We start from the raw sequence: 15,056 nt of genomic DNA on the forward strand, positions 1-15,056 counted from the left end.
CTCAGAGGTTCGTCGGCGCGCCGAGCGCGCCCCGGGTGCGCGGCGCGCGGCCGGTGAGCAGATCGTGCATCCGGGTGGCGTCGCGCGCGGCGGCGGTGGCGGCCCGCAGGTGCCACTCTTCGCCGTCTTCGGTATAGGCGACCGTCTGCCGGGCGGCAAAGCTGTAAAGCGATTGGATCATGGGCAGATTCCTCTTGCCCGCCACGTCGGCTATCCACAGGTAGCTCGACGTCTGCCGGAGCGCTTCTGTCAACTGCGGTTCGGAGACCACCCAACCCACGCTCGCACAAGGCGCGGGTGCGCGGCACCGGCCACGGCCCGGCTCATATACCTCTCATATCTTTGTTCGGCGGTTTGATATTGGCTCATCGGGGTAGGCCCAGCCCATGAAACGGGAAATGGCCTTTGCGGTCGCGGCACTCACCGCGACCATCGCGCCATTGGGCGCATGCGCAAACCAGGGCGGTAACCAGTCCACCACGTCGCCGTCCTCGAGCGCGGCGGCGGGCGCCGAGCGGATGACCACGCAGTTGAAGAGCGCCGACGGCACCCAGGTCGCCACCGCCACCATCGATTTCACCAGCGGCTACGCCACGGTGACGGTGGAGGCGGGCCCGAATCAGGTTCTGACCCAGGGCTTCCATGGCCTGCAAATCCACGCCGTGGGCAAGTGCGAGGGCGGGGACTTCAGCTCCGCCGGCAGCGTCTATCAGGCGCCGGGCCACAGCGGTTACCCGGCCAGCGGCGACCTGACCGCGCTGCAGGTGCGCTCCGACGGTTCGGCGAAACTCGTCACCACCACGAACTCCTTCACCGCCGCGGACCTGAGAAACAGCTCGGGCACCGCGCTGGTCATCCACCAGGCCGCCGACAACCTCAGCGGCACGTCCAGCAGTGATTCCGGTAAGCGGCTGGCCTGCGGCGTGATCACCGCGGCAGCCGCGACGACGACGTCGTCGACCACGGAGACCACCACCGTCACCACCGTCACGACCGCCGTGCCTCCGCCGTCCACCAGCACCAGCACGAGCACGGTCACGGTCACCAGCACCCCGACCGTCACGACCACGCCGAGCTACACCTGGACGACCCCGCCCAGCCTTCCTCCGCGCTGACGCGAGGCTAGCCGTGGACGAACGTGACCGTCTCGTCGAGCGGCGCGCGGCCGGTGCGCACGTAGCCGACCGCCGGGTCCTCGTACCCGATTGACATGCCGCAGAACAGGATTAGCCCGTCCGGGGGCGACAGGATCTCCGCGACGGTCTTGCGATACACCGACCACGCCATCTGCGGGCAGCTGTGCAGCCCTTCGGCGCGCAGCAGCAGCATGACGGTCTGCAGGTACATGCCGACGTCGGCCCATTGGGGCCGGCCGAGGTCGCGGTCGATGTAGCAGAACAGGGCGGCGGGCGCGCCGAAGCACTCCCAGTTCGCGGAAGCGGCCCTCTGACGGGCCTCCCAGTCCTCGCGCTCAATGCCGAGCGCGCTGTAGCGCTCGTGGCCGAAGGCGGATCGGCGTTCGCGGTAGGGGGACTTCAGGTCGTCGGGGTACATCTCGTACTCCCGCTCGTCCCAGGGGTCGCGAGCGGCCACGCGTTCGCCGGCGCGTTTCTTGAGCTCGGCCAGCGGCGCGCCGGTCACCACGTAGGAGTTCCACGACTGGAGGTTGGATCCGGACGGCGACCACGCCGCCGCGGACAGCACCCGCTCCAGCACCTCCCTCGACACCTGCTCGTCGGTGAATCCGCGCACGGCTCGTCGGGTCGTGACTGCCTCGTATACGTCCACGGTCGCTCCCCTGATCGGCTTCGTTGCCAACCATAGGGGCCCTTGGGTCAGCCCGCGCCCGCCGCGATCACCTGGTCGACTTCGAGCGCCCGGTCGGCCATCTCGGCGTGTGCCTTGTCCAGCGCGTCGGCCTGATCCTCGTCGGCTTTCATCAGCGCCTCGATGTTGGAGCACGCAAGGTCCAGGACGCCCATCTCCGTGAAGGCCTTCTGCACCTTGTCGCCCCACAGCCCGATGTCCTTGACGATCGGCACGATCCGGCTGAACAGGTGGGCGCGGAACTGGATCATCAGCGGCGACGTGTCGACCCACTCGGCACACACCTTGACGTCGAGGCCGAGGGTTTCGAAAACCTCCTCGCCGCGGAACCGGTCGCGCATCAGGTAGCAGGCGTCGACGACGAACTCTTCACGCTCATCGCGCTCGGCTTCGGTCAGCCCGGAGTAGTAGTCCTTCAACGAGATTCGACCGAAGGCCACGTGCCGGGCCTCGTCCTGCATGACGTAGGCCAGCACCTGCTTGGCCAGCGAGTCCGGCGGCGCCAAGTCGCGCAGCGTCCCGAAGGCGGCGAGTGCGAGCCCTTCGATGAGGACCTGCATGCCGAGATACGGCATGTCCCAACGTGAGTCGCGCAGGGTGTCGTCCAGCAATTGGGTCAGGTTCTTGTTGATCGGGTAGACCAGACCGACCTTCTCCTGCAGGAACCGCGAGAACGTCTCCACGTGCCGGGCCTCGTCCATGGTCTGGGTGGCCGCGTAGAACTTCGCGTCCAAGTCAGGGACGACCTCGACGATCTTGGCCGCGCACACCATCGCCCCCTGCTCGCCGTGCAGGAACTGGGAGAACTGCCAGGCCTGGGAATGCCGGCGCATCTCGGCGCGACGCGACTCGTCGGCGGCTTCCCACACCGGGCTGCCGAACAGCGGATGGAACTCGTCCGGCAGGCCGACCGGGTTGTCGGGGTCGACGTCTTGCGCCCAGTCGATGCGCGACTGGGCATCCCACTGCTTGTCCTTTCCCTTTTGGTACAGAGAGAGGAGCCGGGCGCGACCCTCGTCGTACTCCCAGGTGAAGCGCGCATCGCCGGCACTGGGGACCGTCCACGAGTAGGGCTCGGGTACGTCCGTGTACTTGTCCCTGGTGGTCATGAGTTCTCACCTCTCCGCCCGGTATGACCAGTGGTCATATGACCAGTATCACATTGCACCTCGTACGGCAGCCGCGTCAACCATGACGCTCGGCTGACGGGCCGAGACCGAAAACCTCGGTGGGCGTCGACTTGCCCTTCAGGGCGTGCGCACCCCGGTGGGTAAGCCCCGACGGTCGAGAAACCAAGGCGTCGACCGTCTGCTGGGTAAGAAGCAGGGCGTCGCCGGTGGTTTTGGTGAGTTGCTCGACGCGGGCCGCGACGTTGACGGTGTCGCCGATCAGGGTGAACTCCAGCTTGCCTCCGCCGCCGATGGTCCCAGCGATCACCTTGCCGGTGTTGATCCCAATGCCGATCCGCAGCGCACCGTCGAAACGCTCGGCGACGAGGCGATGGATGAGGACCGCCGCGCTCACCGCGGCGTCGGCATGATCCGCGAGGTCATTGGGGGCACCGAAGACCGCAAGCGCGCCGTCACCGAGGAACTTGTTGACGTGCCCCCCGGCATCAACGACGGCAGGCACCACGATCTCGAACAGGGCGTTGAGCCGGGCGACGGTGTCCTCGGCGCTGTTGGCCTCGGCGAACGTGGTGAAGTCGCGGATGTCGATGAACATCACGGTGACCTCACGGCGCTCGCCGGTGAAGACGTCGTCGCCCTGCTCAAGCAATCGTGCGGCCAGGGCGGGGTCGACGTAGGTTCCGAACGCGGCCTGAAGTCGTTGCCGCTCAGTCAGTCCCACCTGCATGCGGTTGAACGACGCCGCGAGCGCGGCGAGGTCGTCATCTTGCACCACCGGCAGGCGCCGGCTGAAATCGCCAACCGCGACGCGATCGGTTCCCGCGGCGAGATCGCGAATGGGTTGCAGCAGAGGCGAGTACGCGGCCCAGAGCGACGGCCCGATCAGGAGCACCAGCACACCACCGATCAGCATGGGGAGGATGGGGCCGTGCCTGGCCACGTCCAACACGGCGCCCAGAAGCGCGCCCGCGACGGCAAACGCGAAGCCCACCGCGAGCATGGCCACATTGGTCCACGTGGCGAACGACGGGCGAGAGCGAGGCAGGGAATCACCGATCCCGGTGTCCGAGGCGATCGCGGCCCGGGCGGGCCGCAGGATTGATTCGGTGTAGCTGTGCACGGTGATCAGCTGGCCGGAAGATCCGGCAACGGCGCCCAGAATCGCGTACTGGACGAGCCGCGATCCGCTCGCTCCGGCAACCATCCCGACCGCGACGAACAGCGCCGCGAGCGAAACAACCGTGACAGCCATCCCCCGCGCAATCACTTTGCGGCCGTAGCTGTAGGTGGCGCGCAGCGCGCTTTCTCGATCGACGCCGTCGCCAGCTGCCCACCACTCAATGAGGCGGGCTTCTTTTCCACCGGGCATCACCAGCAGATACACATACGCGAGCACGGCGACCACGGTCACCGCGGCCGCCTCGGCGTATCGATTGGACCTTTCGAACGCGACAATGCCAAGCGACCAGGCGAGGTAGACCGGCAGTGCGAGGGGGAGCGTGAGCGCCCAGGCCGCCCACGGGTACCTCGATTTGTACCGATCCCACGCCATCTGCCAGATGCGATCCATGCGAATAGCGAAACACCACGCGCGACGAACCAGGAGTGTTTCGCGACTGCTTGACTCAGCGGTCGTGAATTACAGCCACACACATGGCGCTAAGTTCAGGACGCGCGCGGCCGGACACCCATAACCTTCTGACATGCAGACGGTGCTGTTCACGCTCGGATTGGCCCTGTTTCTCGTCGGCCTGGTCACTGGGTTCGCCGTGTCGGCGCTGAAGAACCCGCGCATGGCGCTGTCGAGCCATCTCGAGGCAGTCCTCAACGGCATGTTCCTCGTATTGATCGGCCTGCTCTGGCCGCACATCCACTTGCCCAACGCTTGGGCGGTTACGGCAGTCGTGCTAATCGTGTATGCCGCCTATGTGAACTGGCTGGCCACTCTGCTCGCGGCGGCATGGGGCGCCGGCCGCAGACTCGCGCCCATCGCGGCAGGCGACCACGTGGCCCCGGCGGCGAAGGAGCGGATCGTCAGCATCCTGTTGCTGTCGCTCGCGGTGGCGATCATCGTCGGCGTGGGGATCGTTATCTTCGGGCTGTGAAAAACGAAAACACCCCCGACCGTCGTGGCCTGGGGTGCTTGGTAATCGCTTGGCCCAATGGTGGTGGTGCCAGTGGCGTGGTCATCCTCGGCCGCGGCGGGCTTGTCGACCACCGCCGTTTGGGTGGTCTTAAAAGTAAGCCGCCGTCATCGTGACTCGGTCGCATCGTTCACCGCACAGACCCGTGCCAGCAGCCATGCGCCCCACGCCGCGTCAGTCCGTTTACTTGGCAGCGCAAGCGCGGTTGAGACGGTGACCACCAGTCCGGTGGCGAAGAATGTCTGCACTCCGCGCGCATCTGCGCCAGTCATGGCCGCGACTTCGCGTTGAAGCGCGAGATGGCGGCGGGCGACTGCTTCTCGCACGACGTCGTCGCCGGCCGCGGCATAGCTGTGCAGCATCATCAGCGCGATGGTTCGGTCACGCTGCAGCAACCGCCGGTAAGCGTCGCCGAGAATTCCTAGCGGTATCGCATGGTCGCTCGCCTCTGAACGTTTGGCTGCGGCAACGAACGCGGCGGCGATACGGTCGAAGGTCACGTCGACGACCGCAAGAAAAAGGGCGCGCTTCGAGCCGAACACCTGGACCACTCGCGGATGCGATAGTCCCGCGCGTGCGGCAATTGCCTCCAAACGTGTTCCGGCTAAACCGGTTTCGGCAAACTCGACCGCTGCCGCGTCGAGAATCTCGGCGCGTCGAACCGACCTCGGCTTCCGAGCACCAACCGACGTCACAGCGTCGGCCGTCATCGTGACGACGTTTCGCCCAACTGGCGCAGTACCGCGTGATTGTCGTAGAGGCAGCGATACGCACTGATCAGACCGTCCTCGCCGAATTCCAGCCGATCGTCACCGTGGAATTCGACCTTCCGACCTGTGGCGGCGTGCGTGCCAGTGAATCGCCAAGCGACCAGCACTGCGGGCCGGCCCACTTCGCCGTACAAACCCTCGAGCGAGAACTTGTGGTCGGGGAACTCGGTGTCCATCGCCGTGACGAAGTTACGGATTGCGCCACGACCGTGGACCGTGTCACCCAGCGCCGGCTCGTCGTAAATCAAGTCGTCAGCGCACAATTCGGCCACTGCGTCGCCGTCATGTTCGTTCCATGCCTTCGCCCAGCGCTCAAAGAAATCCTCGACGAATGCGGGCCGGGCGATCGCGGCACGGTTTGTGGTGAGCATGCTGCTAACTTACTAGTTTGTAAGGACGTTGCACAAGACCAGTAATCAGCTGGCTGTCTGGCATACGAAAACACCCCCGGCCACCAGGGGCCGGGGGTGTTTCTTGCCGCATTACCTAGTGGTGGTGATGGTGGCCATGCCCATGGCCGTCGTCGTCCGCGTCGGCTGGCTTGTCGACGACGGCCGTCTCGGTGGTGAGCACCATCCGGGCCACCGACGCCGCGTTGACGACGGCCGACCGGGTCACCTTGACGGGGTCGATCACGCCGGCGCCGAGCAGGTCGCCGTATTCCAGCGTCTCGGCGTTCAGGCCCTGCCCGACGGGCAGCTCGCTGACCTTGTTCACGGCGACCGAGCCGTCCAGGCCGGCGTTGGTGGCGATCCAGTACAGGGGCGCCGCCAGCGCCGTGGAGAACACGTCGACGCCGAGCGCCTCGTCGCCGCTGAGCGTTGCGCGCAGCTCCTGCAACGCCTTTCGGGCGTGGATGAGCGCCGTTCCGCCGCCCGCGACGATGCCCTCCTCGACGGCGGCCTTGGCGGCCGCGACGGCGTCCTCGACGCTTTCCTTGCGCTCCTTGAGCGCCGTCTCGGTGGCGGCACCGACCTTGATGACGGCGACGCCGCCGGCCAGCTTGGCCAGCCGCTCCTGCAGCTTCTCGCGATCCCAGTCGGAGTCGCTCTTCTCGATCTCGGCGCGCAACTGCTTGACGCGGTTGGCGACCGCCTCCTTGGAGCCGCCGCCCTCGACGATGATCGTGTCGTCCTTGCTGACCACCACGCGCCGCGCCGAGCCCAGCACCTCGGCGCCGACCTCGCGCAGCAGCAGGCCGGCGTCGGGGTTGATCACCTGCCCGCCCGTAACCACGGCGAGGTCCTCGAGGAACGCCTTGCGGCGGTCACCGAAGAACGGCGCCTTGACCGCAACGGCCTTCAGCGTCTTGCGGATCGAGTTGACGACCAGCGTCGCCAGGGCCTCGCCCTCGACGTCCTCGGCGACGATCAGCAGCGGCTTGCCCGATTCGGCGACCTTCTCCAGCATCGGCAGCAGGTCGGGCAGCGAGCTGATCTTCTCCTGGTGCAGCAGGATCAGCGGGTCGTCGAGCACGGCCTCCTGCGAGTCGAAGTCGGTGACGAAATACGCCGACAGGAAGCCCTTGTCGAAGCCGACGCCCTCGGTGAACTCCAGCTCGGTGTTCAGGGTGGAGGATTCCTCGACGCTGACGACGCCGTCGGCGCCGACCTTGGTCATCGCCTCGCCGACCAGCTCACCGATGTGCGGGTCGCGCGACGACACGGTCGCCACCTGCGCGATCCCCTCCTTGCCGGAGACCGGCGTGGCCTCGGCCAGCAGCGCCTCGGACACCGCGTCGCCGGCCTTGCCGATCCCGACGCCCAGCGCGATCGGGTTGGCACCGGCGGCGACCATGCGCAGCCCGTCCTTGACCAGCGCCTGCGCCAGCACGGTCGCGGTGGTGGTGCCGTCGCCCGCGACGTCGTTGGTCTTGGTGGCCACCGACTTCACCAGCTGGGCGCCCAGGTTCTCGAACGGGTCCTCGAGGTCGATCTCGCGCGCGACGGTGACGCCGTCGTTGGTGACGGCGGGCCCACCAAAGGCCTTGGCCAGCACCACGTGCCGGCCGCGCGGACCCAGCGTCACCCGGACGGCGTCGGCGAGCTTGTTCACGCCGGCCTCCATGGCGCGGCGCGCGGTTTCGTCGTACTCAATAACTTTGCTCATCAGGCTCCTTCACAACGCATGCCGCCCCGGAAATCACCCGCGGGGTGCGCGGGGATCACCGGGGCGGAACACGGTCCTTACTTGGATACGACAGCCAGCACGTCGCGCGCGGACAGGATCAGGTACTCCTCGCCGTTGTACTTGATCTCGGTGCCGCCGTACTTGCTGTAGATGACGGTGTCACCCTCCGAGACGTCCAGCGGGATCCGCTTCTCGCCGTCCTCATCCCAGCGGCCCGGGCCGACTGCGACGACGGTGCCTTCCTGCGGCTTCTCCTTGGCGGTGTCAGGAATGACCAGACCGGACGCGGTCGTGGTCTCGGCCTCGTTGGCCTGCACGAGAATCTTGTCCTCGAGTGGCTTGATGTTCACCTTCGCCACGATTGGAGCCCTCCACTAGTTAGATCGGGCCGGAGCCTTCGCCCCGGACATGTGTTAGGTCCGGGTCCGGGGCGTTCGCCCCGGCCGGATTATCAGTTGACCCAGCATCCATCCGTGCCCTCGCGCCGTCGTCGCGGGTGCCGACACAGGGGCTTGGCCGATTGCCACCTAGCACTCTATACATGCGAGTGCTAGCACTCAAGGGCGCCGTGGTGCTTCTCGCCTCCCGGCGTGTCCGCGCTGAGCGAACGTCAGCCCACCTGGGCTTTTACCACCGGCAGGCCGGGGTCGCTGGGGACGTCCAGCGGCGACGGCGCCGCGCCCGCCGCCACCAGGTGCGCGGCGAAGGCGGCGATCATCGCCCCGTTGTCGGTGCACAGCCGGGGCCGGGGGATGCGCAGCGTGAGGCCGGCCGCCGCGCAGCGCTCGGTGGCCAGCTCCCGCAAACGCGAGTTCGCGGCCACTCCCCCGGCGATCAGCAGCGTCGAGACGCCGAGCTCGCTCGCCGCGCGCACCGCCTTTCCGGTGAGCACGTCGGCGACGGCCTCCTGGAAGCCGGCGGCGACGTCGGCGGTGGCCGCGTCGGGGTGGCTTTCCACGTAGCGCGCGACGGCGGTCTTGAGCCCGGAGAAGCTGAACGCGTACGGGTCGTCGCGGGGACCGGTCATGCCGCGCGGGAACGGGATGGCGTCGGGATCGCCAGTGCGGGCCAGGTCGTCGAGCACCTTGCCGCCCGGGTAGCCCAGCCCCAGCAGCCGCGCCACCTTGTCATAGGCCTCGCCGGCGGCGTCGTCGACGGTGCTGCCCAGTTCGACGATCGGCTCGCCGAGGGAGCGCACGTGCAGCAGGTGGGTGTGCCCGCCCGACACCAGCAGAGCCACGCATTCGGTCAGCGGTCCGTGTTCGTAGACGTCGGCGGCCAGGTGCCCGCCCAGGTGGTTCACCGCGTAGAACGGCACGTCCCAGGCGGCCGAATACGCCTTGGCCGCAGCCACTCCCACCAGCAGGGCGCCGGCCAGCCCGGGCCCGATGGTGGCCGCGACGACGTCGGGCTTGTCGAGCCCCGCCGTCGCCAGCGCGCGGCGCATGGCCGGGCCGAGCGCCTCCAGGTGCGCGCGCGAGGCGATCTCGGGGACGACGCCGCCGAAGCGGACGTGTTCGTCGACGCTGGACGCCACCTCGTCGGCGAGCAGGGTCACGGTGCCGTCCTCGTCGAGGCGCGCGATCCCGACTCCCGTTTCGTCGCAGGAGGTTTCGATGGCCAGGATGATCATGCGAGCGCCTCCCGCCGCATGGTGTACGCGTCGGCGCCGCTGACTCGGTAGTAGCGCTTGCGCAGGCCGATCTGCGCGAATCCCGCGCTGCGGTAGAGCCCGATGGCCGCCTCGTTGTCGGTGCGGACCTCCAGGTAGACGACGCCGCCGCCGGCGAAACCGAGCAGGTCGTCGAGCAGCCGGCGGCCGATGCCCCGGCCTTGATAGGCCGGATCCACCCCGATGGTGTGCACCTCGTACTCGAATGGCGGGACGCGGCCCAACCGCGAGATGCCGGCGTAGCCGACCAGGATGTCGCCGACGCGGGCGGCCGCGTAGTGGTTGTGCTTGGCGGCGAGTTCGCGGTTGAACGCCACCGCGGGCCAGGGGTCGTCGCCGGGGAACAGCAAGGCCTCCAGCTCGGCGCAGCGCTCGGCGTCGGCGGGTGTCAACGCGCCGATGGTCACGGGCTCGCTGCAGGCCGTCATCGGGGGGCCGCCAGGGGTTTGGCGTCGGGGCGGCGCAGGTAAAGCGCGACGAGCGGCAGTGGGCGCTCGGACCAGTCGGGTACCGCCGCGACCAGGCCGGCGGGCGTCGGGTGGGCCGGCCCGCAGACCGGCAGGCCGAACAGGGCGGCGTGCTCGGGCGAGCCGGCGACCGCAACGGCGGTGCCGGCGTCGACGTCGGCTGGGGCATTGACGCCGGGACCCGCCATGCGGAACCCGTCGCGATACCGGGCCCAGTAGACCTCACGGCGGCGGGCGTCGGTGACCACCAGCACGTCGCCGGTGGTGCGCACCCCGATGGCGTCCAGGCTGCACACGCCGCGCACCGGGATGCCCAGCGCGTGCCCGTACGCGGCGGCGGTCGCCATGCCGGCCCGCAGGCCGGTGAAGGGGCCGGGGCCACAACCGACCACGACGGCGTCGAGGTCGGCCATGGTGAGCCCCGCGTCGGCGAGGGCGGCCAGCGCGTTGGGGGTCAGCCGCTCGGCGTGCGCGCGGGCGTCGTGGGTGGCCCGCTCGGCCAGGACCGTCAGGTCCTCGAGTCGTACGACGCCCGCCGTCACGGCGGGGGTGGCGGTGTCGAGCGCAAGCACGTTCACGAGCGCCCCCACTCCCACGTCGCGATCCGCACATCGGAGTGGCTGACCCGCTCGAGCCGGACTTCGAGGTGCCGCTCCGAAAGCCGTTCGGCCAGGCCCTCGCCCCACTCGACCACGACGACCGCGTCGTCGAGATCGGTGTCGAGGTCCAGCGAGTCCAGCTCGCCCAGCAGGTCGGCGCCCCCGTGATCCAGCAGCCGGTACATGTCGACGTGAATCATCGCGGGCGCGCCCGGCCGCCGCGGCGGGTGCACCCGCGCCAGCACGTACGAGGGCGACGTCACCGGGCCGTCGACGTCCATCGCCGCCGCAATTCCCTTGGCCAGCACCGTCTTTCCCGCACCGAGCGGACCGGAGAGCACCACCACGTCGCCCGCGCGCAGCTGCCGGCCCAGCCGCGAGCCCAGCGCGACGGTGTCCTCAACGCGCTCGCAGGTGGCCGTGCCCTGTCCGTCGACCTCAGCCACGGCGCCGCAACCTTTCCCGCAGTCGCCGGTACCGCAGCGCCATCTCGCCCGGGACGGCCCGGTGGACGAGCCGGACCAGCCCGTCGTTAATGGCCTCGGGCTTGTCCAGCAGCGCCAGGTGGCTGGCCCCGTCGACGATGACCAGCTCGGAGCGCGGCAGCGAGGCCGCCATCTTCCGCGAGTATTCGTCCGGGGTGAGCAGGTCATGGTCGCCGCACGCGATCAGGGTCGGCACCTTGAGCAACGTCCACAGCCCGGCGGTCTCGTCGTGTTTTTCCAGGGCGTCCAGAAAGCCGACCATGGTGTCGATCGGGGTGCCGTTCATCATCCGCTGGGAGAACGCGTCCAGGCTGCGGCTGACCTGCAGGTCGCTGTAGGAGGCGGCCCGCAGGATCGGGCCGATCAGCGACCGCGACACGTTGCGGCCGCGGTGCATCAGCTTGGGCGCGGACCGCGCCGTGAACCGAAATGCGTCCAGCGCAGGGTTTTTCAGGATCTCGCCCAAAGGCGATCGCGTCACGCCCTCGGCCGCGGAAGAGATGATCGCGGCGCCGACGATCCGCTTGCCGTACTGGCCGGGGAACTGGCGCGCGTGCGACAACACCGTCATGCCACCCATCGAGTGGCCGACCAGCACCACCACCCCGTGGGGGGCCACGGCCCTCAGCACGGTGTCGAGGTCCTCGCCCAGTTGGGTGAGGTTGTAGGTTTCGGGCGCGCCGGCGCCGGATCGTCCGTGGCCGCGCTGGTCGTAGAACACCATCCGGACGGGCGGGGCCAACCGATTCGGCAGCCGGGTGCGCTGGAAATGGAAGGCGCCCATGCGCAGGCAGAATCCGTGGACGAAGACCATCGTCACCGGCGCGTCGGGCGGCCCGGCCTCGCGGACCGCCAGCGGGACCCCGTCGGGCGTGGTCACCACGTAGGCGCGGTCGTTGTCGATCGTCTCGAAATCCTCGTCGGCGTAAGGGTCTTCGAGCAGGGTCGCGCGCTGGGTCATCGAGCGGCGGGCGGAGGCTCCGACGATGGTGGCGACGGCGGTCACCCCGGCCCCTCCCGCAAGCCAGGCTCTGCCCCTGGGGCGCCTGCGGGTTTTGTCAGGGCTCAATGGTTTCGGCCTCGCGATAGGTCCTGGTGATCCGCCCCCGCGGGCTGGTCACCACTTCGTAGTGGATGGTGCCGAGCAGGTCTGCCCACTCTTGTGCGGTGGGCTCGCCCCGGGTGCCCGGGCCGAACAGGATCGCCTCGTCGCCCTCGGCCACGTCGAGCGGCCCAGGGCCGAGGTCGACGACGAACTGGTCCATGCAGATGCGTCCCGCACCGGGGCGTCGCCTGCCGTTGATCAGCACCTCCAGGCGCCCACCCAGCGAGCGGAAGACCCCGTCGGCGTAGCCGATCGGCATCAGCGCCAGGTTGGTGTCGCGTTGCGCGGTCCAGGTGTGCCCGTAGGACACGCTGTCGCCGGCGCGAATCGATTTGACCAGCGCGACAGCGCATTTCACCGTCATCGCCGGGACCAACCCCATGTCACCGAGCTGGGGCACCGGGCTCAGCCCGTACACCGCGATGCCCGGACGCACCAGGTCGAAGGCCAGGTCGGGGCGCGACATCGTGGCCGACGAATTGGCCAGGTGCGCGACCTCGAACCGCAGGCCCTCCGCGCGCGCCTGCGCGAGCAGGTCGGAAAACCGTTGGGCCTGAACGTCGTTGATGGGGTTCTCCGGCTGGTCGGCGAACACCATGTGCGACATCAGCCCGCGCAGCCGGATGGCGTCCTCGGCGACGGCCCGGCGCAGCGCGGTCAGCATCGCCGGGTAGTTCGCCGGGGCGACGCCGTTGCGGTTCAGCCCGGTGTCGACCTTGACGGTCACCGTCGCCGTGCGCCCCGTGCGGCGCACCGCGTCGGTCACCTCGTCGAGCTGACGCACCGAGGACACGGCGATCTCCACGTCGGCCAGCAGCGCGGGGCCAAAGTCGATGCCGGGCGGGTGCAGCCACGCCAGCACCGGCGCGGTGATCCCGTCGGCGCGCAGCGCCAGCGCCTCGTCGACGGTGGCGACCCCCAGCTCGGCCGCCCCGGCCGCCAGGGCCGCCCGGGCGACCCGCGTCGCGCCGTGGCCGTAGCCGTCGGCCTTGACCACGGCCATCACGCCCGCGCCACCGGCGTGTTCGCGCAGCACCCGCACGTTGTGCGCGATGGCGCCCAGGTCCACCACGGCCTCGGCGAGGACCCCAGGCGTCAGCGAGATCGGCGTAACGGCGGCGGGCCCTTTCATGGCCCCCATTGTCCCAGACCCCTTCGCGGGGAAGCGCGCCTCGCCCTCAGCCGTCACGACAGTCACCCGTTCCGGGCGGCCCACGATGTGCCCGCATCACAGCGACTGATTCACCACCGCATCCCGGGTTGTCGCTCTGAGGCGGGCACAAGAGACATCCCTCTCCCGCCGGGGCCGATGTGACGGATGTGACAAGCAGAGAGGCTCAGTGCGCGAAGTGCTGGGCGTCGTAGTGCCCGGCGGGCTTGATCTTGTCCAGCGACGCCAGCGCGTTGCGGGCGTCGTCGTGCAGCGCGCGGGCCAGGTCGGCGGAGAGCCCTTCGCGCACCACGATGCGCAGCACCGAGATGTGGGTGGCGTTGTCCGGCATGGTGTAGGCGGGCACCTGCCAGCCGTAGCCGCGCAGCTCGTGGGAGACGTCGAACTCGGTGTAGCCGCGGTCCCTGGCCAGCCGGAAGCTGATCACCGGGATCGCCGAGCCGTCGGAGATCAGCTCGCAATGCTCGCCTTCGCGCAGCTGATCGCCCAGCCAGCGCGCGGTCGACGACAGGCTCTGCATGACCTTGGTGTATCCCTCGCGGCCCAGCCGCAGGAAGTTGTAGTACTGGCCGACCACCTGGTTCCCGGGTCGGGAGAAGTTCAGCGTGAAGGTGGGCATGTCGCCGCCCAGGTAGTTGACCCGGAACACGAGCTCGTCGGGGAGGTGCTCGGCGCTGCGCCACACGACGAAGCCGATGCCGGGGTAGGTCAGCCCGTACTTGTGGCCGCTGACGTTGATCGACACCACCCGGGGCAGCCGGAAATCCCATTCCAGGCCCGGGTGCAGGAACGGCACCACGAAGCCCCCACTGGCGGCGTCGACGTGCACCGGGACGTCCACGCCCCCGCCGGCGGCCAGCTTGTCCAGCGCCGCGCAGATCTGGGCGATGGGTTCGAGCTCGCCGGTGTAGGTGGTGCCCAGGATCGCCACCACGCCGATGGTGTCCTCGTCGACGGCGTCCACGACCTGCTCGGGGGTGATGACGTAGCGCCCCTCCTCCATCGGCAGGTAACGCGGCTCGACGTCGAAGTAGCGGCAGAACTTCTCCCACACCACCTGAACGTTGGAGCCCATCACCAGGTTGGGCGTGCGCTTCTCCCAACCCTTTCCGACCTTCGCCCGCCAGCGCCATTTCAGCGCCAGCCCACCCAGCATCACCGCCTCGCTGGAGCCGATCGTCGACACCCCGATCGCGCTGGACGGGTCGTCGTCCCTGAGGTCCTCGGCATGGAACAGGTCGGCCACCATGCACACGCAGCGCTGCTCGATGGCCGCGGTGGCCGGGTATTCGTCCTTGTCGATCATGTTCTTGTCGAACGTCTCGGCCATCAGCTTGCCGGCCTCGGGATCCATCCAGGTGGTGACGAACGTCGCCAGGTTCAGCCGGGAGCTGCCGTCGAGCATCAGCTCGTCGTGGATGAACCGGTAGGCGGCGTCGGGGTCCATCGACTCCTCGGGCAGCCGCAGCGCGGGCACCGGCGCGGTGAACATTCGGGTGGTGTAGGCGGGGGCGATCGAGTGGGCCGGCACGGACGGATGGCTGCGGGACACGGCG

17 protein-coding genes are annotated in these 15,056 nt (G+C 68.9%); 2 read left to right on the top strand and 15 right to left on the bottom strand.

The features are described from left to right. Position 1 precedes the first annotated feature (1 nt). Positions 2-271, bottom strand: coding sequence for a hypothetical protein (locus A5712_RS18895; RefSeq protein ID WP_156766635.1), 270 nt, complete (start codon positions 269-271; stop codon positions 2-4). Between the two features lie 115 nt (positions 272-386). On the opposite strand from A5712_RS18895, the gene A5712_RS18900 reads away from it, so the two are divergent. Continuing rightward, the gene (locus tag A5712_RS18900) at positions 387-1,115 is read left to right on the top strand and encodes a superoxide dismutase family protein (RefSeq protein ID WP_068108032.1); all 729 of its coding nucleotides are present in this window, start codon (positions 387-389) and stop codon (positions 1,113-1,115) included. A 7-nt stretch (positions 1,116-1,122) separates the two neighbouring features. Here the strand turns inward: A5712_RS18900 and A5712_RS18905 are convergent, their stop codons facing one another. From A5712_RS18905 to A5712_RS18915, 3 genes are all read right to left on the bottom strand, one after another. Further along, positions 1,123-1,788: a nitroreductase gene (locus A5712_RS18905; protein WP_068108034.1), complete on the bottom strand. Its 666-nt coding sequence runs from the start codon at positions 1,786-1,788 to the stop codon at positions 1,123-1,125. 47 nt (positions 1,789-1,835) lie between these two features. Then, on the bottom strand, positions 1,836-2,936 hold the full coding sequence (locus A5712_RS18910; RefSeq protein WP_068108036.1) for a ferritin-like domain-containing protein: 1,101 nt from the start codon (positions 2,934-2,936) through the stop codon (positions 1,836-1,838). 76 nt (positions 2,937-3,012) lie between these two features. Further along, the gene (locus A5712_RS18915; protein WP_068108038.1) at positions 3,013-4,527 is read right to left on the bottom strand and encodes an adenylate/guanylate cyclase domain-containing protein; all 1,515 of its coding nucleotides are present in this window, start codon (positions 4,525-4,527) and stop codon (positions 3,013-3,015) included. Between the two features lie 133 nt (positions 4,528-4,660). Here A5712_RS18915 and A5712_RS18920 point away from each other — a divergent pair, with 133 nt between their 5' ends. After that, positions 4,661-5,062, top strand: coding sequence for a hydrogenase (locus A5712_RS18920; RefSeq protein WP_068108039.1), 402 nt, complete (start codon positions 4,661-4,663; stop codon positions 5,060-5,062). 146 nt (positions 5,063-5,208) lie between these two features. Here the strand turns inward: A5712_RS18920 and A5712_RS18925 are convergent, their stop codons facing one another. The 11 genes from A5712_RS18925 to A5712_RS18975 all read right to left on the bottom strand — a co-directional run bounded on the left by A5712_RS18925 (position 5,209) and on the right by A5712_RS18975 (position 15,052). Next, positions 5,209-5,811, bottom strand: coding sequence for a TetR/AcrR family transcriptional regulator (locus A5712_RS18925; RefSeq protein ID WP_156766636.1), 603 nt, complete (start codon positions 5,809-5,811; stop codon positions 5,209-5,211). Continuing rightward, complete coding sequence (locus A5712_RS18930) at positions 5,808-6,242, bottom strand: ester cyclase (protein ID WP_068108041.1); 435 nt, start codon at positions 6,240-6,242, stop codon at positions 5,808-5,810. Before A5712_RS18930 ends, A5712_RS18925 begins: the two co-directional genes overlap by 4 nt. Positions 6,243-6,357: 115 nt before the next feature. Then, complete coding sequence (groL, locus tag A5712_RS18935) at positions 6,358-7,980, bottom strand: chaperonin GroEL (RefSeq protein WP_068108043.1); 1,623 nt, start codon at positions 7,978-7,980, stop codon at positions 6,358-6,360. Positions 7,981-8,057: 77 nt separating this feature from the next. Beyond that, on the bottom strand, positions 8,058-8,360 hold the full coding sequence (gene groES / locus A5712_RS18940; RefSeq protein WP_007167930.1) for a co-chaperone GroES: 303 nt from the start codon (positions 8,358-8,360) through the stop codon (positions 8,058-8,060). 251 nt (positions 8,361-8,611) lie between these two features. Beyond that, on the bottom strand, positions 8,612-9,634 hold the full coding sequence (gene tsaD / locus A5712_RS18945) for a tRNA (adenosine(37)-N6)-threonylcarbamoyltransferase complex transferase subunit TsaD (RefSeq protein WP_068108046.1): 1,023 nt from the start codon (positions 9,632-9,634) through the stop codon (positions 8,612-8,614). Next, positions 9,631-10,101, bottom strand: a complete 471-nt coding sequence (rimI, locus tag A5712_RS18950) for a ribosomal protein S18-alanine N-acetyltransferase (RefSeq protein ID WP_068108047.1) — start codon at positions 10,099-10,101, stop codon at positions 9,631-9,633. Before rimI ends, tsaD begins: the two co-directional genes overlap by 4 nt. Then, on the bottom strand, positions 10,098-10,736 hold the full coding sequence (gene tsaB, locus A5712_RS18955; protein ID WP_156766637.1) for a tRNA (adenosine(37)-N6)-threonylcarbamoyltransferase complex dimerization subunit type 1 TsaB: 639 nt from the start codon (positions 10,734-10,736) through the stop codon (positions 10,098-10,100). The genes rimI and tsaB overlap by 4 nt, the downstream gene beginning before the upstream one ends. Next, positions 10,715-11,185, bottom strand: a complete 471-nt coding sequence (gene tsaE / locus A5712_RS18960) for a tRNA (adenosine(37)-N6)-threonylcarbamoyltransferase complex ATPase subunit type 1 TsaE (RefSeq protein WP_068108051.1) — start codon at positions 11,183-11,185, stop codon at positions 10,715-10,717. The genes tsaB and tsaE overlap by 22 nt, the downstream gene beginning before the upstream one ends. Further along, positions 11,178-12,230 (bottom strand): alpha/beta fold hydrolase, encoded by a 1,053-nt coding sequence (locus A5712_RS32050; protein WP_197519438.1) that lies wholly within the window; start codon positions 12,228-12,230, stop codon positions 11,178-11,180. The genes tsaE and A5712_RS32050 overlap by 8 nt, the downstream gene beginning before the upstream one ends. A gap of 52 nt (positions 12,231-12,282) precedes the next feature. Continuing rightward, complete coding sequence (gene alr, locus A5712_RS18970) at positions 12,283-13,461, bottom strand: alanine racemase (RefSeq protein WP_068108055.1); 1,179 nt, start codon at positions 13,459-13,461, stop codon at positions 12,283-12,285. Between the two features lie 205 nt (positions 13,462-13,666). Further along, positions 13,667-15,052, bottom strand: a complete 1,386-nt coding sequence (locus A5712_RS18975; protein WP_068108062.1) for a glutamate decarboxylase — start codon at positions 15,050-15,052, stop codon at positions 13,667-13,669. Positions 15,053-15,056: the final 4 nt, after the last annotated feature.

Origin of the sequence: Mycobacterium sp. E2327 (assembly GCF_001672675.1) — a bacterium.
Classification (GTDB): domain Bacteria; phylum Actinomycetota; class Actinomycetes; order Mycobacteriales; family Mycobacteriaceae; genus Mycobacterium.